11 protein-coding genes and 1 riboswitch are annotated in these 23,047 nt (G+C 69.0%); of the genes, 10 read left to right on the top strand and 1 reads right to left on the bottom strand.

Annotated elements, in window-relative coordinates; genetic code table 11:
- The first annotated feature begins 201 nt into the window (after positions 1–201).
- The 9 genes from WC326_05565 to WC326_05525 all read left to right on the top strand — a co-directional run bounded on the left by WC326_05565 (position 202) and on the right by WC326_05525 (position 18,234).
- On the top strand, positions 202–7,470 hold the full coding sequence (locus tag WC326_05565; protein MFA7330528.1) for a PAS domain S-box protein: 7,269 nt from the start codon (positions 202–204) through the stop codon (positions 7,468–7,470).
- Between the two features lie 158 nt (positions 7,471–7,628).
- Positions 7,629–7,770: riboswitch (FMN riboswitch) on the top strand.
- Positions 7,771–7,911: 141 nt separating this feature from the next.
- Positions 7,912–8,982 (top strand): bifunctional diaminohydroxyphosphoribosylaminopyrimidine deaminase/5-amino-6-(5-phosphoribosylamino)uracil reductase RibD, encoded by a 1,071-nt coding sequence (gene ribD, locus WC326_05560; GenBank protein MFA7330527.1) that lies wholly within the window; start codon positions 7,912–7,914, stop codon positions 8,980–8,982.
- Position 8,983: 1 nt separating this feature from the next.
- The gene (locus WC326_05555) at positions 8,984–9,643 is read left to right on the top strand and encodes a riboflavin synthase (GenBank protein ID MFA7330526.1); all 660 of its coding nucleotides are present in this window, start codon (positions 8,984–8,986) and stop codon (positions 9,641–9,643) included.
- A gap of 6 nt (positions 9,644–9,649) precedes the next feature.
- Positions 9,650–10,855, top strand: coding sequence for a bifunctional 3,4-dihydroxy-2-butanone-4-phosphate synthase/GTP cyclohydrolase II (locus tag WC326_05550; protein ID MFA7330525.1), 1,206 nt, complete (start codon positions 9,650–9,652; stop codon positions 10,853–10,855).
- A gap of 65 nt (positions 10,856–10,920) precedes the next feature.
- Positions 10,921–11,385, top strand: a complete 465-nt coding sequence (gene ribE, locus WC326_05545) for a 6,7-dimethyl-8-ribityllumazine synthase (GenBank protein ID MFA7330524.1) — start codon at positions 10,921–10,923, stop codon at positions 11,383–11,385.
- Positions 11,386–11,388: 3 nt separating this feature from the next.
- Complete coding sequence (locus WC326_05540) at positions 11,389–13,722, top strand: FlgD immunoglobulin-like domain containing protein (GenBank protein ID MFA7330523.1); 2,334 nt, start codon at positions 11,389–11,391, stop codon at positions 13,720–13,722.
- Positions 13,723–13,733: 11 nt separating this feature from the next.
- Positions 13,734–15,656: an ABC transporter substrate-binding protein gene (locus WC326_05535; GenBank protein MFA7330522.1), complete on the top strand. Its 1,923-nt coding sequence runs from the start codon at positions 13,734–13,736 to the stop codon at positions 15,654–15,656.
- 340 nt (positions 15,657–15,996) lie between these two features.
- Positions 15,997–17,664 carry a DNA repair protein RecN gene (gene recN / locus WC326_05530; GenBank protein MFA7330521.1) on the top strand — a complete coding sequence of 556 codons (1,668 nt, stop codon included), beginning with the start codon at positions 15,997–15,999 and terminating at the stop codon, positions 17,662–17,664.
- A gap of 189 nt (positions 17,665–17,853) precedes the next feature.
- Positions 17,854–18,234, top strand: a complete 381-nt coding sequence (locus tag WC326_05525) for a DUF559 domain-containing protein (GenBank protein ID MFA7330520.1) — start codon at positions 17,854–17,856, stop codon at positions 18,232–18,234.
- A gap of 61 nt (positions 18,235–18,295) precedes the next feature.
- On the opposite strand, the gene WC326_05520 is transcribed toward WC326_05525, so the two are convergent.
- Complete coding sequence (locus tag WC326_05520; GenBank protein MFA7330519.1) at positions 18,296–19,348, bottom strand: hypothetical protein; 1,053 nt, start codon at positions 19,346–19,348, stop codon at positions 18,296–18,298.
- Between the two features lie 261 nt (positions 19,349–19,609).
- On the opposite strand from WC326_05520, the gene dnaE reads away from it, so the two are divergent.
- Positions 19,610–23,044, top strand: a complete 3,435-nt coding sequence (gene dnaE / locus WC326_05515) for a DNA polymerase III subunit alpha (protein ID MFA7330518.1) — start codon at positions 19,610–19,612, stop codon at positions 23,042–23,044.
- The last annotated feature ends 3 nt before the right edge of the window (positions 23,045–23,047 follow it).

Genomic DNA, 23,047 nt, shown 5'->3' with positions numbered 1-23,047 from the left:
AAGCTGCCGTCCGACTCCTGCCAAGATACCACCCCGGACACCGTGCGGGGCCATTTGGCAGGTCACCCAAATTCAAGTTCTGACTGGAAATAGACGATGTAGACAACAGCTTCGCCCCCCCGACGGCACTTCAAACGACCCGCCCGCGCGGGTCCCCGCGGCGGAGTATCCGGCATGCCTGACCCAATGGAACGCGAATCGATGAACCCCCTGGATGACCTCGGCCCCCGGCTTGTGGGGGACGAACCCGATTCCGCCCTGTTCACGCTGGACGCCGCCGGCCGGGTGAGCAGCTGGGGCCGCCAGGCCGTCGGACTGACCGGGCATGGCGAGGCCGAGATGCTCGGCCAACCCTTTTCCCACCTCTCCGTGGCCACCACCCTGGAATCCTCCCTGCACGCCGACTCCCTGCACCTGGCCGCGCAGGAGAACGGACTGGAGCAGGAGGAGCTGTGGGTGCGCTCCGACGGCAGCACCTTCTGGGTTTCGGTCTTCCTCTCGCCGCTTCACGACTCGGCGGGCAAGCCGGAGGGCTTCGCCGTGCTGGTCCGCAGCCTGCACGGGCCGCGTCAGCGCGAGGCGGCCCTGCTGACCCGCGAGGTGCTCTTCCAGTCCGCCCTGGAGCGCACGCCCGTCTGCCTGCTGGTCACCGACGACAGCGGTGCGCTGGTGCAATCCAACCCGGCCCTCGCGGCCCTGCTGGGTTACACGCCGGCGGAACTGGCCGGGGCGCCGGCCAGCCTGGTCTTCCCCGCCGCGGGCCAACCGTCCGTCCAGGGGCATTTCGAGCGTGTGTCACGGGAGGGTCGGGCGGAGGGTCCGCTCCAGCTGCGCACCAAGAGCGGCGAAACCGTCCGCGTGCAGGCGCATTCCGTGGAACTGCCCGGACACCGTTTCCTCTCGACCCTGCAGGACTGCACGGCCCGTCACCTGACGGAGGAGTGGCTGCGCACCCAGGAGGCCAAGCAGCGCGGATTCCTGGAGAAGGCGCCCCTGGCCATGTTCGTGGTGGACGACCAGGGCCGGCTCGTGGAGACCAACGCCGCGGCCCAGGAACTGCTGGGGTACCCGGCCGCCGAATTCGCCGCCATGACCGTCGAGGACCTCGTGCCCCCCGACCAGCGCCCGGGCGCGCGGGGAGGCTTCTCGTCCCTGGCCGAAACCGGACTGCGCCACGCGGACATCCAGCTGCAACGCCGGGATGGACAGGTGATCTGGGTGACCCTGCACGCCTTTCGGATTGCGCCCGACCTGTTCATGGGATTCTGCCAGGACATCACGGCCAGCCGACAGGCCGAGGAGCGGCTGCAGAAGCAGGAAGCCCAGTACCGGGCCGTGGTGGAGACCTCCGCCGACGGGTTCTGGCTCTGCGACCTGGCGGGGCGCATCCTCGAGGTCAACGACACCTACGTGCGCCGCTCCGGGTACTCGCGGGCCGAACTGCTGGGCATGCGCATCGAGGATCTCGAGGCCCTGGACCCGCCCGAGCGGATCCGCCAGCGCATTGCCGAGGCGGTGGACACGGGCAGCCTGCTCTTCGAAGCGGGGCATCGGGACCGCCACGGCGTCATCTGGCCCGTCGAGGTGACCTGCAGCCACTGGTCCAGCGCCGAGGATCGCCTGTTCATCTTCCTGCGCGACATCACGCGCCGCAAGCACAGCGACGCGGTCCTCCGGGCCCGGCTGCGCATCTCCGAGCAAGCCGGGCACCTGCCCGTGGACGATCTGATGCAGGTGGCCCTCAACGAGGCCGAGGCCCTCACGGGCAGCAGCATCGGCTTCTTCCACTTCGTGGACGAGGACCAGGAGCATCTCACCCTGACGGCCTGGTCCAGCAACACCCTGCTCAACATGTGCTCGGCCCAGGGCAAGGGCGACCACTACCCCATCAGCCAGGCCGGCGTCTGGGTGGATTGCGTGCACGCCCGCCAGCCCATCGTGCACAACGACTACGCCAGCCTGGCCCATCGCAAGGGCATGCCCCAAGGCCACGCCCCGGTGCACCGGGAGCTGACCGTGCCCATCGTCCGGGAGGGTCTGGTGACCGCCGTCATCGGCGTGGGCAACAAACCCGCGGACTACGACGACGAGGACGTCCGGCTGGTCCAGGAGCTGGCGGGCCTGGCTGCGGACATCGTGGCCCGCAAGCGGGCGGAGTCCCAGCTGGACCAGAGCCGGGCGAGCTACCAGCACATCGTGGAATCCGCCAACGAGGGCATCTGGTCCCTGGACGACCAGCACCGCACGGTCTTCCTCAATCCCGCCATGTGCCGCATGCTGGGCTATCACGAGGCCGAACTGGTCGGCCGGCCCGCCGACTTCCTGATCCACGAGGAGGACCTGCCCGCGTATCACGGCCGCACCGAAGAGCGCAGGGCCGGACGGGGGGGGTCCTATGAAATCCGCCTCAAACCCAAGCACGGCGCGACCTGCATCTGCAAGGTGGAGGCCACGGCCCTGTTGCATCCGGACGGGCGCTACAAGGGCTCCTTCGGCCTGTTCACCGACATCACGGCCATCCGCCAGGCGGAACGCGCGCTGCAGGAGAGCGAGCGCTTCGCCCACGGCGTGCTCAATTCCCTCTCGGCGCACATCGCCGTGCTGGACCAGGCGGGTGTCATCCTGGAGGTCAACGACGCCTGGCGGAACTTCGCCCGCGACAACGGCGGCCTGGACCACACCAGCCTGCTGGTGGGCGCGAACTATCTGGACGTCTGCCTCCAGGCCTGCGGCGATGAGACCCAGCCCCAGGCCCGGCTGGCCTTCGAAGGCATCCAGGACGTGATCCACGGACGGGCGGCCTCCTTCGAACTGGAGTACGGCTGCAACGCCCCCGGCCAGGAGCGCTGGTTCCTGTTGCGCGTGCTGCCGCTGCAAGGCTCCCATGGCTCCGTGGTCGTGGCGCACGAGAACATCACCGAGCGGCGGCGCCTGGAAGAGGTACAGGCCTTTCTGGCCCAGAGTTCGGGCTCCGATGGCGTCGACTTCTTCCGCTCCCTGGCGAGCTTCCTGGCCGACAAGCTGTCCGTCGACCACGTCAGCATCGATCAGCTGGATCCCGACGGCCGGACGGCGCACACGCTCGCCGCCTGGGGCGACGGCGCTCTCCAGGAGGGATTCTCCTACGAATTGCGGGACACGCTGTGCGAGCAGGTGGTGCGGGATTCCCTGCTCTGCCTGCCCTCCGGCGTGGCGGCCCATTGTCCCGGGAACGCCCACCTCTGCTCGCTGGGCGCCGAGAGTTATCTGGGCATCGCGCTGACCGGGCACAGCCAGACCCCCAGCGGTCTCATCGTGCTGGTCGGCCGCCGCCCGCTGACCAATCCCCGCTCCGCCGAGGCCGTGCTGCGCCTGGTGGCCGTGCGGGCGGCGGCGGAACTGGAGCGGCTGGAGGCCGAGGCGGCGCTGCGGCAGCGCGAGCGCCTGTTGAATGACGCCCAGCGGTTGAGCAAGGTGGGCGGCTGGGAGTGGGACCTGATCCAGGGGACGATGTCCTGGACGGAGGAGACCTTCCGCATCCACGAGCAGGAACCCGTCCAGCCCTGCCGCCAGGTCGACCAGCTGGTGTCGGTCAGTCTCAGCTGCTACCGGCCGGAGGACCGGCCCATCGTGCGCGAGGCCTTCGAGCGCTGCGCTCGCACAGGCGAGGCCTACGACCTCGAGCTGCCCTTCACGTCGACCCGCGGCACGCCCAAGTGGGTCCGGACGACGGCCGAGGCGGTCTGGCGGGACGGCCGAATCGTCAAGGTCGTGGGCAACCTGGCCGACGTCACCGAGCGCCGCAAGGCCGAGGAGAGCTACCAGACCCTGTTCCGCGAGATGCTGGACGGCTTCGCCCTGCACGAGATCATCCTGGACGGGGCGGGTCGCCCCATCGATTATCGCTTCCTGGCCATCAATCCGGCCTTCGAGCGGATGACCGGCCTGCAGGCGGAGGCCATCGTGGGGCGCACGGCCCAGGAGACGCTGCCCGGCGTGGAAGCCAGCTGGATCGAGGTCTACGGCCGCGTGGCGCTCACCGGCGTGCCCGAGTACTTCGAGAACTACAGCGCCGACCTGGGCAAGCACTTCGAGGTGATGGCCTACCGGCCCGCGCCGGGCCAGTTCGCCTGTGTCTTCGCCGACATCACCCAGCGCTGGCAGAGCGGCCTGGCCCTCCAGCGCCGCATGGAACTGCTGGCCCTGATCGCGGAGACCTCGGCGCGCTTCCTGGCGCTGCCTCTCGAGCAATTGGATGACGCCGTCCAGGAGACCCTCGGCGCCGTGGCCGGAAAACTGGGAGTGGATCGGAGCTACGTCTTCCAGCTGGACTCCAGCGGAGCGGCCTACACCTGCACGCAGGAGTGGTGCGATGCGGGGATCGAACCCCGCTTCAGCCATTTGCAGCGGATCCCGCGCGCCGGCTCGCTTCATTGGGACGAGGCCCTGACGCGCGGCGAGTCCGTGCTGGTGACGGACCTGGAGGAGCTGCCGCGCGCGGACCTTGTGGAACGCATCTGGGCCTCCCTGGCGGGCACCCGCTCCCTGTTGATGCTGCCGCTCTCCTGGCAGGGCGAGCTGCGCGGCTTCGTGAGTTTCGACACCCTCCACGCGGTGCGGGAGTGGTCGGCTGAGGAACAGCACGTGCTAAGCGCGGTCGCCAACCTGATCTCCTCGGCCCTGGAGCGCCGTCAGCGCGAACGAGCCTTGCTGGAGAGCAGCGAGCGCCTGAACCAGGCGCTGGAGGCCGCCGAGTTGGGCTCCTGGTCGCTGGACCTGGCGACAAAGGAGCTTCGCCTGGATCCCCGCGCCAGCCACCATTTGGGACTGTCCCACAACTGCTACAGCCAGGAGGATTTCCTCGAGCGCGTTCATCCCGCGGACCGGGACAAAGTCCAGTCCACCCTCTCCCGGATGGTCGCCGAGTGCGACGACCGCAGCCATTCGCTGGAGTTCCGCATCTGCCTGGACGAACTGCGCGTGCACTGGCTGGCCACCTATTCCCAGGTGATTCGTGCGGGCAACGCGCCGGCCGGCCGGCCGGTGCGGATCGTGGGCATGGTGCAGAACATCTCGGCCCGCGTGCAGGCCGAGCAGGCCCTCAAGCGCAGCGAAGTCCGCTACCGTAACCTGGTGGAGACCACCTACGACTGGATCTGGGAAGTGGACGCCCAGGGCATCTACACCTACGTCAGCCCCAAGTCGCTGGACATCCTCGGCCGCCACGCCGAGGAGGTCGTCGGGCACACGCCTTACGACTTCATGGAACCCGCGGAGTCCGCCCGCGTGCAGGCGGAGTTCCAGGCCATCATCCAGCAGCGAAGGTCCTTCAGCGGGCTGATCAACACGGCCATTCATCGCGATGGCCACCGGGTGGTGCTGGAGTCCAGCGGCATGCCCATCCTGACCCAGGACGGACTGCTGCTGGGATATCGCGGAGTGGATCGGGACGTGACGGCACGCGCCGAGGCGGAACGCCGCACGGCCATGCAGGCCACCGTGAGCCAAGTGCTGGCCGAGACGGCCGTCCTCGAGGAGACAGCGCGACGCATCCTGGAGACCATTTGCCTGGCCGAGGAATTCGAGTTCGGCGCGCTCTGGAGCCTGGACCGCCTCTCCGACCGGCTCATCCCCCTGGCCGTGTGGAGCAGCCCTGACGGCGGCGCGGCCGGGCTGGCGGAGCAGACCGGGGACATGAGCCTGGCAAAGGGCGCGGACCTGCCCGGTCAGGTCTGGGGCGCGGGGGAACCCCTGGCGCTGAACGAGGAGGCCCTGCGGGCCGCATGCACGCGCAGCGCACTGTCCCTCGCCGGCCTGAACGGCGCGCTCTGCGTGCCCATCCAGCACGCGGGCGAGATCATCGGCGCGCTGGAGGTTCTCAGCCGCGCGCCGCTGGGCGCTGATCCGGTCCGCTTTGACGTGCTGATGGGCATCGGACGCCAGGTGGGCCAACACCTCGTGCGCCACCTGGCGCAAGAGGAACTGAAGCACGTGGTCACCACCAGTCCCTCGGTTTCCTACATCCTGCGGCGCACGCCCCGGGGCTTCGTGCCCACCTGGGTCAGCGAGAACATCCAGCAGGTGATCGGCTGCCAGGCCCAGGAGACCCAGGGCGATTGGTGGGAGGAGCACGTCCATCCCGACGACCTGCCGCGCGTGCGGGAGGCCAAGCACGAGATGGGTGACCGTGACCTGCAGGTGATCGAGCACCGGCTGCGCCACAAGGACGGCCACTACCTGTGGGTCCGCGACGAGAAGCGCCTGCTGCGCGACGAGTCGGGCCAGGTGAAGGAAGTGGTGGGCGTCTGGTCGGACATCACGGAGCGGGTCAAGCTCGAGGACCAGCTGCGGCAGTCCCAGAAGATGGAGGCCGTGGGCCAGCTGGCCGGCGGCGTGGCCCATGACTTCAACAACCTGCTGACGGTCATCAACGGCTACAGCGAGATGCTGCAATCCTCCCTGGCCGCGGACGACCCCAACCGCGCCCTGCTGGTGGACATCCGCGACGCCGGCGAGCGCGCGGCGGCCCTGACACGGCAGCTGCTGGCCTTCAGCCGCAAGCAGGTCCTGCAGCCGCGGCTGATCAATCTGGGCGGCGTGGTGCGCGGGCTGGAGAAAATGCTGCGCCGGCTGCTGGGCGAGGACGTGGTGCTCGCCACCATCCTGCCGCCGGGCCAGCCCAGCGTGCGCGTGGATCCCGGTCAGATCGAGCAGGTGGTGATCAACCTGTGCGTGAACGCCCGGGACGCCATGCCCCAGGGCGGACGGCTGGTCCTCGAGATCCGGCAGGTAAGTCTGACCGAGCAGGACTGCCGCCTGAAGCCCGATCACCGGCCCGGCGAGTTCGTGGTTCTCGAGGTCCAGGACTGCGGCTGCGGCATGGGCCCCGAGCTGGTCTCCCACATCTTCGAACCCTTCTTCACCACCAAGGAACAGGGCAAGGGCACGGGATTGGGCCTGGCCACGGTGCTGGGCATCATCCAACAGAGCAACGGCTTCCTCGACGTGAGCAGCCAGCCGGGCGTGGGGACCACCTTCCGCGTCTACCTGCCGCGCGCCGACGTGGACGGGGACGCGCGCCCGGGCGACGACCTGGCGTCGATCAGGCGGGGCGGCGGGGAACGGATCCTGCTGGTGGAGGACGAGGAGGCGGTGCGTGCCGTGGCCCAGCGGATCCTCAAGGGACTGGGCTACCAGGTGCAGGACTTCTCCAGCGGCGAGGCGGCGCTGGCCTGGATGCGGGACTCCCACGAGCGCGTGGACCTGCTGCTGAGCGACGTGGTGATGCCCCAACTGGGCGGCCCGGCCCTGGCGGGCAAACTGCGCGAACTGGATCCCGGCCTGCGCGTGCTCTTCATGAGCGGCTACACGGATGACTCCATGGGCCGCTACGGCCTCGACCTGGCGCGCGCACCCTTCCTCAACAAGCCCTTCGCCGCCGCGGAGTTGGCGCGCAAGGTGCGCGAGGTGCTGGACGAGCCCACGGGCTGAGCCTTCCGCTGTGCACTAGAAATTCTTCGACCCCCGGCCCGCGTCGGGGGTCGCGTCGTCCGGGCGATCCCTTTCACATGGACGGCCCCGCCGCTCATGCGAGGCCGCCAGCTTGGCGAATCCACGGCGCGAGCCTATCTTGCCCGCCGGAATGAATGGTCGTTTCTCGGGGTTGGGTGGAAGTCCCAGCCGGCGGTGACAGCCCGCGAACCTGTAGGGACACGATGGATCGTGTCCGTGCAGGCCGAGTCCGTGGAATCCGGACGCCGACGGTTAGAGCCCGGATGGGAGAGAAGCGATGTCAGACTTCTAGCAACCAGAGAACCGTCCCCGCTCCGCGGCGGCCGGTCGCTGGAGCCACGTCTGCCGTCCCCAATCCCCCCGCCCCCCAGCAACTGGAAGCGCATGAAGCCCTCGTGGTCCGCGATCGATCGTGGCTGGATGCAGCGCGCCCTGGCCCTGGCCGAGCTGGGGCGCGGCGCCGTGGCGCCCAATCCGCTGGTGGGCGCCGTGCTGGTGAAGGACGGCCGCCGACTGGCCGAGGGCTGGCACCGCCGGCTGGGCGGTCCCCACGCCGAGGCGGACTGCCTGCGCGGCCTGCCGCTCTCCGCCACCACGGGGGCCCACCTGCTGGTCAGCCTGGAACCCTGCTGCCACACCGGACGCACGCCCCCCTGCACGGAACTGATCCTGCGATCCGGCATCGCCCGGGTGACCGTGGCCATGGAGGATCCCAACCCGCGGGTGGCCGGCCAGGGCCTGGTCCGCTTGAGCGCGGCGGGCCTGAGCGTGGCCTGCGGCCTGCTCCAGGAACAGGCCCGGACCCTCAATCGCGGCTTCCTCACCCACATGCGGCTGGGCCGGCCCTGGCTGACCCTCAAGTGGGCCCAGAGCCTGGACGGCCGCATCACGGCCGAGGCCGGCCGGCCCACGACGCTTAGCGGCGCCGAGAGCCGACGGGAAACCGCCCGTCTGCGCGCCCGGCACGGCGGCATTCTCGTGGGCGTGGGTACGGTCCTGGCGGACGACCCCGGGCTGGATTTGCGCGACGAGCCGGGCGTGGCCCCCTTGCGCGTGGTGCTGGACTCCACGGCCCGCCTGCCGCTGGACTCGCAACTGGTGCGCACGGCCCGGCGGCAGCCCGTGCTGGTGGCCTGCGGCCGCGGCGCTCCCCAGCTGCGCCGGCAGCGGCTGGAAGAGGCAGGCGTGCGCGTGCTGTGTCACGGCGACGCGCTTCGTCCGCCGCTGGACTGGGTCCTGGCGCAGCTGCCCGCCCTGGGCGTGGACAGCCTGCTGGTGGAGGGCGGCGCCGCCGTCCACGCCGCGTTTCTGGGCGCGCGGCTGGCGGACGAACTGCTGATCATCACCGCGCCCTGCCTGCTGGGCCGGGGGTTGTCCCCCGTCACGGGCGCCGCGCCGGCCTTTGACCCGGCGGGTTGGCGGCTGCGTGCCCAGCAGCAGGTGGGCGTGGATTCCTGGCATTGGTGGCGACCCGCCGCCGGGGAGGCCTGAGATGTTCACGGGCATCGTGGAAGAACTGGGCCGGCTGGAGTCCATGCGCCCCGACGGCGACGGCCGCCGGCTGCGCGTGCGCTGCGCCCGGGTGCTGGAGGATCTCAAGCCCGAGGACAGCCTGCTGGTGAACGGGGTCTGTCTCACGGCGACGGATGTCCAGGCGCCCGTGGTGGAACTGCAAGCCGTGGCCGAGACCCTCTCCAAGACCACGCTGGGCGGCCTGGCGCCCGGCGCCGAGCTGCACCTGGAGCGCGCCCTGACGCTGCAGACGCGGCTGGGCGGCCACCTGGTCCAGGGCCACGTGGACTGCACGGGCCGGGTGGTCCGCCTGCGTCGCACGGCCCTGGGAGCGGAACTGGAGCTGGCCGTGCCCGCCGAGTTCCTGCGCTACCTGGCCCGCACGGGCTCCGTCAGCCTGGACGGTGTCAGCCTGACCCTGGCCCGCGAGGCCCGGCAGGAGGGCGCGGAGGCGCACTTCGGCGTGGCGTTGATCCCCTACACGCTGGCGCACACCACGCTGGGCACGCGCCGGCCCGGCGATGCGCTGAACATTGAATTCGATTGTCTGGCCAAATACCTGGAGCAGCTGCTCCGGCACGGAGGCGCCTTACCCGGCGCGGACTCCGGCCAGCGGCTGCTGGATCTCCTGCAGAGTTGAGGAACCATGAGCACGCAGTTCGATTCCATTGAGGACGCCCTGGCCGCCATCGCCCGGGGCGAGATGATCATTGTGGTGGACGACGAGGACCGCGAGAACGAGGGCGACTTCATCATGGCCGCCGACCTGGTGACCCCCGAGGCCGTCAATTTCATGGCCAAACATGGCCGCGGGATGATCTGCGTCCCGCTGACCCCCGAGCGCTGCAAGGCCCTTGAACTGGAGCTGATGACCGAGCGCAACACGGCCCTCCACACCACGGCCTTCACAGTTAGCGTGGACGCCCGGGAGGGCACCACCACGGGGATCAGCGCGGCGGACCGCGCGCACACCATCCGCCTGCTCACGGATCCCGGCACACGGCCGGAGGATCTGGCGCGGCCCGGACACGTGCACCCGCTGATCGCGGCCCGGGGCGGCGTGCTGCAGCGGGCCGGACACACGGAGGCCTCCGTCGACCTGGCCCGCCTGGCCGGCCGGGCGCCCGCCGGCCTGCTCTGCGAAATCATGAACGACGACGGCAGCATGGCCCGCGTGCCCGACCTCGTCCACGTGCGCGAGCGCTTCGGCATGAAGATGATCACCATCGAGGACTTCATCGCCTGGCGCGCCCACCAGGAGTCCCAGGTGAACGAGCGCGTGCAGGTCAAGCTGCCCACGCCCTACGGCGAGTTCCAGCTGCACCACTTCTACAGCCCCGTGGACAAGCGCGACCACCTGGCCCTGGTGCTGGGGGACATCTCCGGCGACGATCCCGTGCTGGTGCGCGTGCACAGCGAGTGTCTCACGGGCGACGTGTTCCACAGCATGCGCTGCGACTGCGGCGACCAGCTCCACGCGGCCCTGGCCCAGGTGAGTCGCGCGGGGCGGGGCGTGATCCTATACATGCGCCAGGAGGGCCGCGGCATCGGACTGGCCAACAAGCTCAAGGCCTACGCGCTGCAGGACAAGGGCGCCGACACGGTGGAGGCCAACGAGAAGCTGGGCTTCCCGGCCGACCTGCGGCACTACGGCATCGGTGCGCAGATCCTGCAGGAGCTGGGCCTGACGCGCATCCGCCTGCTGACCAACAATCCGCGCAAGATCGTCGGGTTGAAGGGCTTCGGCATCGAGGTGACGGAGCGCGTGCCCCTGCGCATGGAGCCCGGGGCCTTCAACGAGCATTACCTGCGCACCAAGCAGCAGAAGCTGGGACACATGTTGAACATGTGACCCCTGTCGGCCCGCGTCGCATCGATATCAGTGTTACAATGGCCTGCAAGAACAGGAGTGGAGCCATGAAGGAATACAACGGGCAGCTGCAGGCGGCCGGTCGCCGCTTCGCCATCGTGCTGGGCCGCTTCAACGACCTGATCGGCGGACGCCTGCTGGAGGGCGCGCTGGACTGCATCGAGCGCCACGGCGGCGACCGTGCGTCCGTCACCGTGGTGCGTGTGCCCGGCGCCTTCGAGATTCCCCTCGCCGCCGCGCTGCTGGCGGACAAGGGCCAGCTGGACGCCATCATCTGCCTGGGCGCCGTGATCCGCGGGGCCACGCCGCACTTCGATGTGATCGCCTCCGAGTCCGCCAAGGGCATCGCGCAGGTCATGCTGGAGAAGCGCCTGCCCGTGGCCAACGGCATCCTGACCACCGACACCATCGAGCAGGCCGTGGAGCGCGCCGGCACCAAGGCCGGCAACAAAGGCTGGGACGCCGCGCTCAGCGCCATCGAAATGGCCGACCTGCACAAACAGCTGGGCTGAGCCATGAACCGCGCCTGCCTGCTCGCACTCTCCGTGTCACTGGGTTTGGCCGCATCGGCCCCCGCGGCCTGGCGGCACGTGGTCGATTACACCTACGCCACAGGCCTGGTGGAGGCCCACGGCCTGCTGGCCACCTCCTCCACCCGGGGCGCCGCGCTCTTCGATCCGGCCGGCGGCACGTGGCGCCACCTCTCGCTGCCCCAGGGCTTGCTGGCCGTGAGTCTGGCGGACGTCTGCCAGGACGGCGCGGGCACGCTGTTCTGGGCGGGCCGGGACGCCAGCCTCTCTGCGCGCTCCGTGCAGGGCGAGGTAGAATCCCGCGGCTTCCTGGAGTTCCGCGAACACCCGCTCATCTCCTCCATCAACGACCTGTGGGGCGGCGACGGCGGCGTGCTGGTCTCGCACAGCATCGGTGTCACACGCTTCGAATTCCTGCCGGAGAGCGACGAGTTCCTCGTGCGCTGGAACCTCCACGACCTGGGTTCCTTCAGCAGCCAGAGCGCCGTGCTGGCCGCCGCTCCGCTGGGCTCGCGCCTGGTGGCCGTGGTCGAGGAGGGCCTTGCGGTGGGCGAGGGCTATCCCGCCCTGCCCGCTTCCTTCACCACCCGGCCCACGCCCGCAGCCTTGACCCTGGTGGAGCGCGCCTGGCTGGCCCCCGGCGCGGAGCGGATCTACGCGCTGCTGCGCGGCTCCCAGAACCGCGGCTGGCTGGGCTCGCTGGGCGCCACGGGGGACTGGACGGCTGAGCGCACCGACCTGGAATCGCCGCTGGCCCTGGCCGCCGCCGACACGCGCTGGGCCGTGGCCGTGGCGGAGGGCTCCGGCAGCCGCGTCCTGTTCGGGGACGGGCGCGAAGTGCTCCTGCCGCAGCAGGCCGGCGCACTGACCTTCAGCGGCGACACCCTCTGGGCCACGCTGCTGCCAGACACCCGGCCCGGCGGCCTGGCCGCCATCGTGGACGGCGCGCTGGCGGGCAGCTGGTCGCCGGACGTGCCCGGCGCCGAGCAGTTCATGGACCTGGACTTCACGGCGGACGGCGAGCTGTGGGCCGTGGGCGTCTCCGCCGATCTGGTGCGCAACGGTCTGTTCCAATTGACGGAGACGGGTTGGCGCCCCTGGCAACTGGGTTACAGCGTCTTCGCCAATTACCCCACCTCGGTCTGCTGCGACAGCCGCGGCGGCGTCTGGTTCGGCAGCTGGGGCAAGGGCTGCAGCCGCCTGCTGCCCGCCGACTCCAGCCTGGTCACCTTTAACGCCGATTCTCTTGCGGCCAAGCGGTTGGCAGGCTACCAAAGCACTCTTGGGGGGTCCAGTGAGACCTTCTGCCTGGTGAGCGACGTGGAGGAGGACGCGGCGGGCAACCTCTGGATCATCAATCATCAGGCGATTGACGATTCCTGTCTGGTGGTGTTGCCCGCCGGCTGGTACTCCGATAGCAGCACGGCACTCCAACGTCGCTTCTATGCCCAGTTCGATCAGATCTTCCCCTACTTCCTGGAGCCGTCCCCGGATGGTCTGGTCTGGGCGGGCATGGCCGGCAAGGAATCCCGCGACGAGTACAAGCGCCTGCTGCAACTCAGCCCACGCGGCCTGCCCGTCACCCGGCTCGGGGAGTGGCGCTTGGAGGAGCACCAGCTGGCGGATGCCGTCTGGAATTTCGAGCTGGAGGCCAAGGGCAGCATCCGCGGACTGCGGGCAGATCCGGACGGCAATCTCTGGATCAGCACGAGCGACGGGTTTTACATGGGCGGCCTCTATGGTTCGACGGCCCAGTTCAGCCGCGTGCAGTTTATCGAGGGCCTGTTGAGCGAGGATCTGGGCGACGTGGAGGTGGACGGCCGCGGCCGCGTCTGGCTGGGCTCCGCCGAGGGCCTGAACGTCTATGAGCCGGAATCCGGGACCTTTCGCGAACCCGCCGTGGTGGACGAACTGAATCACTACCTGCGCCGCGTGGACGATCTGGTGGTGAACAAACTGCGCGTGAATCCGCGCACGGGCGAACTCTGGGCCGCCACCAGCCTGGGTCTGTTCGCCAACGCCGAGGGCGCCCAGAACTACGGGACGAGTCCCGCAGGATCCGTGCGCATGTATCCCAACCCCTTCCGCCCCGACGGCACACGGCGCGCCCGCGTCCTGCCCGAGGGCCTGGCCAACGACGCGCGCCTGAGCATCTACGACGCCAACGGCCGCCGGCTGCGCAGCCTGAGCCTGCTGGAGGCCGAGGCCGGCTGGGACGGCCGGGACAGCGGCGGCGAGTTCGTGCCCAGCGGCGTCTACCTCCTGCTGGTCACCTCCAGTGGCGGCAGCGCGGAGGGCAAGCTGGCCGTGATCCACTGATCGGAGTTGCCATGCGGTTCCCTCCAGTCCGCCTGATCGGCGCCCTGCTCTGCTTCGCCATTGTCCGGCCCCTGCCGGCCGCCCTTTCCCCCGAGGGCGAGGATGCCCGCAAGTACTGGGCGCGGCACGGATACGCGACGGAGGAGCCGACCGCTGGCCCCGTGTCCGGAGTCTCGGCCGAACTGGGTGGAGCGGGCTTCGAGGCGCTCGCCGCCAGTCTGGGATTCGTCACCAATGCCGACTTCCGCTCTCCGGGCGATCCCCTCGCCCGGCCGGGTGGCGTGCTGCGCGTCCCCCTGCATGGCTATCCCGCCAGCCTCTGTCCCCTGGCCCGCAGCGGCGCGGAGCACTTCCAACAGCTGGCGGCAGGACTCCTCCACGAGACCTTGCTGGGTGGCGACGCCTGGAGTGGATCCCACACGCCCAAATTGGCCAGCCATTGGAAAATCGAAGCGGACTCCGCGGCGGGTCAATGGATCTGGTTTCGTCTCGGCCCCGAGGCCCGCTGGCAAACCGGTCAGCGTGTCACAGCGGAGGATGTGAGGGCCACCTGGCGGCTGCTGACGGATGAAAGCCTGGGTCAACCCGGTGTCTCCGCCGAGTATCGGCAGGTGGCCGAGCCACAGGTCCTCAGCCCCCATCTGGTGCGAGTCCATTGCCTCACCCGCTCGCTGTCCGTCTTCCAGAATCTGGCCTTTCTCATGCCCATCCTGCCCGCTCACTTGATCAACGGCCTGAGTGCCCGAGATGTGCTGGAGCGCTGGAGGACCGAGCCCCTGCCGGGCAGCGGCCTCTATTTCCTGTCCGAGAGCAAGCCGGGCAGCGAACTACGGTTGACGCGGCACAGTCGGGCTTGGCGACGCAGGGACCCTGCCCTGCAGGGAGTGGGCAATTTCCGCGATTTGGTGCTGCGTGTGGTCCGGTCACCCCAGGAGGAGCGGCAGTTCTTTCTTGAGGATGAAGTGGACATCCTCTTCGTCAACAACTCCGCGGATTGGGTCACCGAGATCACGCCGCAGGCCCTGGAGCCGCTCCGCGCCGGTTGGGTGCAGCGCCGCAAGGTCCGGCTGCATCAGCCGGCGGACGGCATGGCGCTGGTCTTCAATCTGCGCCATCCACCATTTAATGATCTTCGCGTGCGCCAGGCCTTGACGCGCCTGCTGCCCCGTGAGCAGATCATCGAGGGTCCTTACCGCGGAGAGTATGAACTCCTGCGCAGTTACTTCGAATGCACGCCGGGCGAGAATCCCGCCTTGCCGGAGCTGCGTTGTGACACACTGGAAGCCGGCCGTTTGCTCGATGCAGCGGGCTGGCACCGCGGTCCGGACGGCGTGCGGCAGGATTCCTTGGGACACCCGCTGGAGGTGGTGCTGGCGACGAATTCCTCACCGGACTGGACCTTGGTGATGGATCTGATTCGTCATGAGTTTTCCCGGGCCGGGGTGCGGCTGCGAACCGAACCGGTGGACATGACCACCCATCGGGGCCGGGTGAGCAAGGGCGAGATCCACTTGTTCTGGCATCAATGGCGCGGCCTGCAGGAACCCCGTCCCTTCTACCCCTTCCATTCCTCGCAGGTCGCGTCGTACAATCCGTCGGGTTTGGCAGATGCGACCGTGGACTCCCTGATCGTGGCCTATGACGCCAGTCTGCTGGACGACCAGCGCGTCCAGCTGTTGCAGCACCTGGACGCCCGCTTGGGTCAGCTGGCGCCCTACGCCCTGGGCTGGCATGCACCGTTTCTGCGACTGGCCTGGTGGAATCGCTTCGGCGTTCCAGCGGAAGTGCTGCGACCACAGGCCGGGGAGAGCTGCCCGCTCTGGCTCTGGTGGTGGGACGAGAGGCAGGCCCAGGAGTTGGAGACCGCGCGCCGCCGGGATCGCTTCCTGCCCGTGGGCCCGTTGGACGTGGACTCGGCGCAGGGCCGGCCCTGAGGACTCGGACGGCGGGCCATGACAGTCTGCGCCCGGCCATGCGAGGAACAGCCGGTTCGTCTGCGTCACTCCACACGCTTTCCGCTATCCACCACTTTCCCTCGTCATACGGGGATCAAAACTGAAGACCCCAAGTACCCCGGGCGGGTGGGGGGCGGTGGGAGGGTTCATCGTTAAAATCGGATGACTGTCTGGCCCCCGTCCGGGCTTCACCACATAACCCGCGCGTTTGCCGCCCGCTCCCGTCCCTTGTCCATTCCAGCGAATCCTCTCCACCGTCTCGGGGAAAGCCGCGTTTTCTCCCCCTTTCCCTGAGGCCTCCACGCCGTATCTTGCCCCCATGCTGAGACACCTGACCATCGAGCACTTCGGTCTGATCCAAGCCCTCGACCTGGCCCTGCCGGCCGGCTTTGTGGCCGTCACCGGCGAGACCGGCGCCGGCAAGAGCATGCTGCTGGGGGCCGTGGCCGCCCTGCTGGGCGCCCGCGTCCACCGCGAGCTGCTCCACGAGGGCCGGACCACCCGGCTCAGCGGCGTGTTCCAGGCGCCGCCGGACGCCGCCCGCCGCGAGTGGTGCCAACCGCGCGGACTGCCGGAGGACGGCCCGCTGGAGATCACGCGCGAGATCTCCCAGGGCCGCAGCCGCAGCTGGGTGAACGGTCAGCCCGTCCAGCAGCGCGACCTGCGTGAACTGGCCCGCCTGCTGGCGGACTTCCACGGCCAGCGCGATCTCGCCCAGCTGCTGGAGCGCGAGCGCCACGCCGACCTGCTGGACGCCCTGCCGGCCATCGCCCCGGCGCGCGCCGCCCACGACGCCCTCTGGCAGACCTGGAAGGAGGCCGCCGGGCAGCTGGCCGCCGCGCGCAAGTCGCGTGACCGCCAGCGCGAGCTGCGCGAGCTGTGGCAGTTCCAGAGCGAGGAGTTGGAGAAGCTGGCCGCCCGCCCCGGCGAGGACCGCGAGCTCGAGGCCGAGCACCGCGTGCTGAGCAACTCAGAGGAGCTGCAACGGACCGGGTTCCAGGCCGCCGACGCGCTGGAGGAAAGCGAGGACAGCGTCCACTCCCGCCTGGTGCCCCTGCAGCGCGAGTTGGCCCAGGCCGCCAAGCTGGACCCGGCCTTCGCCAGCGCCGCCGGACTGCTGGCCGAGGCCCTGATCCAGGTGCAGGAGGCGGCCCAGCAGGCCCGCGCCCGGGCCGAGGCCCTGGAAGGAGATCCCGAGCGGCTGGAACAGATCCGCGAGCGCCTGCAGCAACTGGACCGGATGATCCGCAAGCACGGCGGCAGCCTGGACCTGCTGCTGGCCCGCCAGAGCGAGCTGGACGACCTGCTGGCCCGGGGCGACGACTTGGACGGGCAGATCCTGCGGCTGGAGGGCGAGGAGGAGCGGCTGCGCGCGGCCCTCTCCGCCGCCCGCGCCGGCCTGAGCGCGGCCCGTTCCAGCGGCGGGGCGGCGCTCTCGCGGCGCATCCAGCCCCTGCTGGAGGAGCTGGGCATCCTGGGCGGGCGCCTGGACGTCTGCCTGGAGGAACCCGCCGCCGAGTGGGACGCCGTGGGCGCCGAATCGCCCGCCTTCTACATCAGCACCAATCCGGACACGCCGCTGGGCCCGCTGGAGGAGATCGCCTCCGGCGGCGAACTCAGCCGCGTGATGCTGGCGCTCAAGTGCCTGCTGTTGGAGGAGTGCGCGGGCCAGTGCCTGGTTTTCGACGAGATCGACGCCGGGATCAGCGGCAAGGCCGCCCTGGCCGTGGCCACGCTCATGCGGCAACTGGCGGCCCGCCACCAGCTGCTCTGCATCACGCACCTGCCCCAGATCGCCGCCGCCGCCCGGCATCAGATCGGCGTGGAAAAGGCCTACGCCGATGGCGCCACGCGCATCGACATCCGCCTGCTGGACGAGGAGGGCCGCCTGCGGCAGATCGCCCGCTTGCAATCCGGTCGCGAAGAGGAGCCGGATCTTGCGGCCGCCCGGCGCTTGTTGGAGAGTCTGACCCCACTCCCTTCCTGATGCAGAGGCCTGGTTGCGCGATCCCTTCCCCCTTCAGGGGGAAGATTAGGATGGGGGTTCTCCGCCTTCAAGTCCCTTCCCCCTTCAGGGGGAAGGTTAGGATGGGGGTTTCTGCCTCACGAGCCCTTACTCCTTTTCGGGCGGAGGTTAGGATGGGGGTTCAACGTGTATCACAGGATCTCTCCCATCATGACGGTTCGTGCCCGCCAATTGCGCCACGCAATGACGCCCGCTGAGCAGCGCTTGTGGGCAGCTTTGCGCAGCCGTCAGTTGGGCGGATACAAGTTCCGTCGACAAGCTCCGGCAGGCCCCTTCATCATCGACTTCATCTGTCTGTCGTGCGGCTTGGCCATCGAGTTGGATGGCGGTCAGCATGCGCTGTCAACTGAGCAAGATCTGCTCAGAACCCATTGGCTTTCTGAGCAAGGCGTACAGGTGATGCGTTTCTGGAACACAGAGATTGAAGAAAATCTTGAAGGTGTGATCCAAACGATCTTCCATGCATTGGTCGAGAGGGATGTGGAAAGAAATCAGGCTTGCCTTGAACCCCCATCCCACCCTTCCCCCTGAAGGGGGAAGGGGTCGGTGTCACCGTCTGTCCCTGGCTCTGCCTGGTTTGCAGAGTACGTCCTCAAAACTCTTCCCCAACCTTGATCCGCAGCGCCAGCCCTTCCGAGCCGAAGGCCAGGTCCGCCCGCACGTTGACGTGCTGGTCCGGCAGCAGGGCGTAGCGGCCGCCCAATCCCAGGCTGCGCCGCCAAGGCGCGCCCGCCAGCCGGCCGGGCCCATCCGCCAGTGCGCCCAGCTCCGCGAAGGCCACCATCCCGCAGCGCCGCGCCAGCCAGGGACCCGTCCAGGCGGGCAGCGGCACAGGCTGCCGCCACTCCAGCCGCCCGGCCAGCAACCAGGAATCCAGGAAGCGCAGATCCTCATAGGCCCGCAGATACTCGCCCAGCCGGGGCAGCGCCCGGAAGCCGGGCCGGCCGCCCCGTCCGTCCAGGACGGCTTGTCCCGCCAGCACGCCGGGCCCCGCAGAGCGGTAGCCGCGCAGATCCAGCAGCCAGCGCGTGTAGGGCCGCTTGTTCCCCATCCAGGGCGCATGCCGGGCCGCGCGCCCCAGCAGATAGCCGCCGCGGGTGGGCCAGATGGAGCTGTCGCGCCGATCCCAGGCGCACTCCAGGCCCAGGCCGCTGTCCCGGCCTTCCTGCTCGGCCAGCGGAAAGCCGGCCTCCCAGTCCGTGAAACTCTCGCGGATCTGCAGGCCGTAGCCACCCACGAACAACCCGGACGCCACCCGGCGCCGCAGGCTCAGTTCGACCTTGCCCTTCTCCACCGTGTAGGCGGCCTCCGGCGCGGGATCCCCCGGCCCGAACCAAGTGGCCGGCCAGTTCTGGTAGCTCAGTTCGCCCTGGGCCACCCAGCGCCCTTGGGCCAGCCAGAGTTCCGGCCGCAGGCCCAGCTCCAGCTGCCGGCGCGTGCTGACGGAGAGCCAGGCGGCCAACTGGCTCTCGTGGGCCAGGCTGTCCCCCGACGTCACTCCCTGCAGGAAGGCGCCGCCGATCCCGCCGGTCTCCGGCGTGTAGGCCAGCACGGGAAAGGGCGCCCAGCGGATCTCCCGGCCCGGGGCGGGCCCGGCGCTCAGGCAGACGGCAAGCAACATGCACAGAACGGCAGATGGCGACACTCGGCCTCCGGAAATGACCATTGAAGGTGGCGAAGCGCGCGGTCACGACAGATTCATGTCCCACAACCACTTGACGGGTTATCCACCGCTTCTTGCCGCCGAGTGCTTTGGGGCGTGGGGGGGCAATTCTATGTTCTTGCGCCTCGCCCCGGGTGGCCAGCCCGCGGGCGCTGACCCGGAGCCAGACTCCAAGCCAGAACCCGATCCATTTGTCAGGAAAGGCGATCGCCCCTCCGCTGCGCCGGAAGCATCGAGAATGCCATGCCCGAGTTCGTCCACCTCCACAACCACAGCCACTACTCCCTGCTGGACGGCGCCGCCCGGGTGGACCAGCTGGTGCAGCGCTGCGTGGACAACGGCATGGACAGCTTCGCCCTGACCGACCATGGCAATCTCTACGGCCTGCTGGAATTCTACAAGGCCGCGCGCAAGGCCAAGGTCAAGCCGATCATCGGCTGCGAGGTCTACGTGGCCAACGGCAGCCGCAAGGAGCGCCAGAAGGTCGCCGGCCGCAAGCCCTACTTCCACATGGTGCTGCTGGCCAAGAACCAGGAGGGCTACCACAATCTGCTGCGGCTGGTGAGCGCGGGCTTCCTGGACGGCTTCTACTACCGGCCGCGCGTGGACTGGGAGCTGCTGCAGAAGTACCACCGCGGGCTGATCGCCCAGACCGCCTGCCTGGGCGGCGAGATCAACCAGTCCCTGCTCGCCTCCGACTGGGACAAGGCCAAGAGCACGGCCCTGGCCTACCGCGAGCTTTTCGGCGACGACTTCTACCTGGAGGTGCAGAACCACGGCATCCCCGAGGAGGACATCGCCCGGGCGCGCATGAAGGAGCTCTCCGATTCGCTGGCCATCCCGCTGGTGGCCACGAATGACATCCACTACCTCGAGCGCAGCCACGTGCTGGCCCACGACATGTACATCTGCATCCGCGACCAGAAACAGCACGATCCGCGCAACATGCGCTACAGCACGGACCAGCTCTTCTTCAAGACCGCCGCGGAGATGTACCAGGCCTTCCCCGGCATGGAGGACGCCTGCCGCATCACGCGCGAAATCGCCGACAAATGCGACGTGAGCCTGGACTTCGACACGCGCCAGCTGCCGGTCTTCCCCATTCCGCCGGAGAGTCCGGCCCAGACCCTGGACGACTACTTCGCCCTGGCCTGCCAGGAAGGCCTGGCCCGCCGCTTCCCCGCCGGCCCGCCCGCCGGCGCCGGCGAGCGCCTGGACTACGAGATCGGCGTGATCCAAAAAATGGGCTTCGCCGGCTATTTCCTCATCGTCAAGGACTTCATCGACTACGCGCGCGCCAACGACATCCGCGTGGGTCCCGGCCGCGGCAGCGCCGCCGGCGCGCTGGTGAGCTACGTGCTGGGCATCACCAACATCGATCCGCTGGAATTCGACCTGCTCTTCGAGCGCTTCCTCAACCCCGAACGCGTGTCCATGCCCGACATCGACATCGACTTCGAGGACCGCCACCGGCAGGACGTGATCGACTACGTCAAGCGCAAGTACGGCGAGCGCAACGTGGCGCAGATCATCACCTTCGGCCGCCTGATGAGCAAGGCCGTGGTCAAGGACCTGGGCCGCGTGCTGGGCCTCTCCTTCGCCGAGACCGACGCCATCACCAAACTCATCCCGCCCAAGATGGCCATGGACAAGAAGGTCCATCTGTCCGACGTGCGCGCGGCCGTGCCCGAGCTGGACCTGCTGCTCAAGACCGATCCGCGCTACGAGCAGATGTGGCGCAACGCTGAGATCCTCGAGGGCCTCAACCGCGCCTCGGGCGTGCACGCCGCCGGCGTGGTGATCACCCCCGGCCCGCTGGAGGAGTTCGTGCCCCTGCAGCGCGCGGGCGGCATGGAGGGCGACGTCACCACCCAGTGGGACGGCACCTGGATCGACGAGGTGGGACTGCTGAAGATGGACTTCCTCGGGCTGCGCGCCCTGACCATCATCAAGGAGACCCAGCGCCGGCTGCTGGAGCGCGGCGTGGACCTGGACATCGAGACCATTCCCAAGGACGACGCCAAGACCTTCGAGCTCTTCGGCCGCGGCCAGACCCTGGGCGTCTTCCAGTTCGAGTCCGGCGGGATGTGCGAGTACCTGAAGAAGCTGCAGCCCTCGCGCCTGGACGACCTGATCGCCATGAACGCCCTCTACCGGCCGGGCCCCATCGACAACATCCCGCTCTTCATCGAGCGCCGCCACGGCCGCGAGGAGGTGCGCTACCTGCATCCCGTGATGGAGAAATTCCTGGACCTGACCTACGGCGTCATCGTCTACCAGGAGCAGGTGATGCAGATCGCCCAGGCCGTGGGCGGCTTCAGCCTGGGACAGGCCGACGAGATGCGCCGCGCCATGGGCAAGAAGAAGCTCGACGTGATGGCCAAGATGAAGGTGGGCTTCGTCCAGGGCGCGGCCGAACGGCAGATTCCGGAAAAGACGGCCGTCGAGATCTGGGACTTGCTGGAGCGCTTCGCCAGCTACGGCTTCAACAAGAGCCACAGCGCGGCCTACGCCTGGCTGGCCTACCAGACGGCCTACCTAAAGGCCAACTACACGGCCGAGTTCCTGGCCGCCGTGATGACCGACGAGATGGCCGACACGGACAAGATGGTCGTGTTCATCGAGGAGTGCCGGCGCTTCGGCATTCCCGTGCTGCCGCCGGACGTCAACCAGTCCCTGCGCGAGTTCCGCGTGGTGGACGGCGGGATCCGCTTCGGGCTGGGCGGGGTGAAGAACGTTGGGGACACGGCCATCCAGGCCCTGGTGGCCGGCCGCGCGGACGGCCCCTTCACGGACGTCTTCGACCTGGCCGGGCGCGTGGATGTCACACGGGTCAACCGCAAGGTGCTGGAGAGCCTGATCCAGGTGGGCGCCTTCGACTCGCTGGACGAGCGCCGCGCCACGCTGTTCGCCGGGGTGGAGCAGCTGCTGCGCTTCGCCGCCGTGCAGCAGGAGCAGGCCAGCCGCAACCAGATCAGCCTCTTCGGCGAAGCCGAGGCCGTCCAGGTGCCGCCCCCCGTGCTGGACGAGGCCCCCGCCTGGAGCGAGGCCGACCGCCTGCAGCGCGAGAAGGAGTTGATCGGGATCTACATCAGCGGCCATCCGCTGGAGCAGTACCGCGACGTGGTGGAGGGCTTCAGCACGCGCCGGCTGGACCTGGTCAACGCGCTGGGCGACGGCGCGCAGCTCTTGGTCTGCGGCATGATCAGCGCCTTCCGCACGTTGATCAACAAAAAGGACAAGAAGATGGCCCTGGGCGCCATCGACGATTTCGGCGGCAGCCTGAAATTCATGGCCTTCGAGGAGCAGCTGGGTCTGGCGGGCGACGCCCTGCGCAAGGACGCGCTCTGCGCCCTGCGCGGCCGGCTCAGCGTCAAGGACGAGAACGACCGGATCCTCATCGTCGAGCAGGCCTATCCGCTCAGCGAGCTGCTGGAGCGCGCCGCCAAGCGCCTGACCATCGAGCTGGACAAGCGCCACTTGGATCCCGTCCAGCTGGACGGCCTGGAAACCCTGCTGCGCCAGCACAAGGGCGAGGGCGAGGTCTTCTTCCGCCTGGTGGCCGCCGACGGCCAGGCCGTCCACTTCAAGAGCGGCAAGTTCAAGGTGGCCATCACGCCGGAGTTCCTGGGCGCCCTGAAGGAGCGGCTGGTGGGCCACCGGGTGACGGCCAGTTAGCAC

Source organism: Candidatus Delongbacteria bacterium, assembly GCA_041675285.1.
Taxonomy (GTDB): Bacteria; CAIWAD01; CAIWAD01; order CAIWAD01; family CAIWAD01; genus CAIWAD01.
This window is presented reverse-complemented; position numbering and strand designations above follow the sequence as displayed.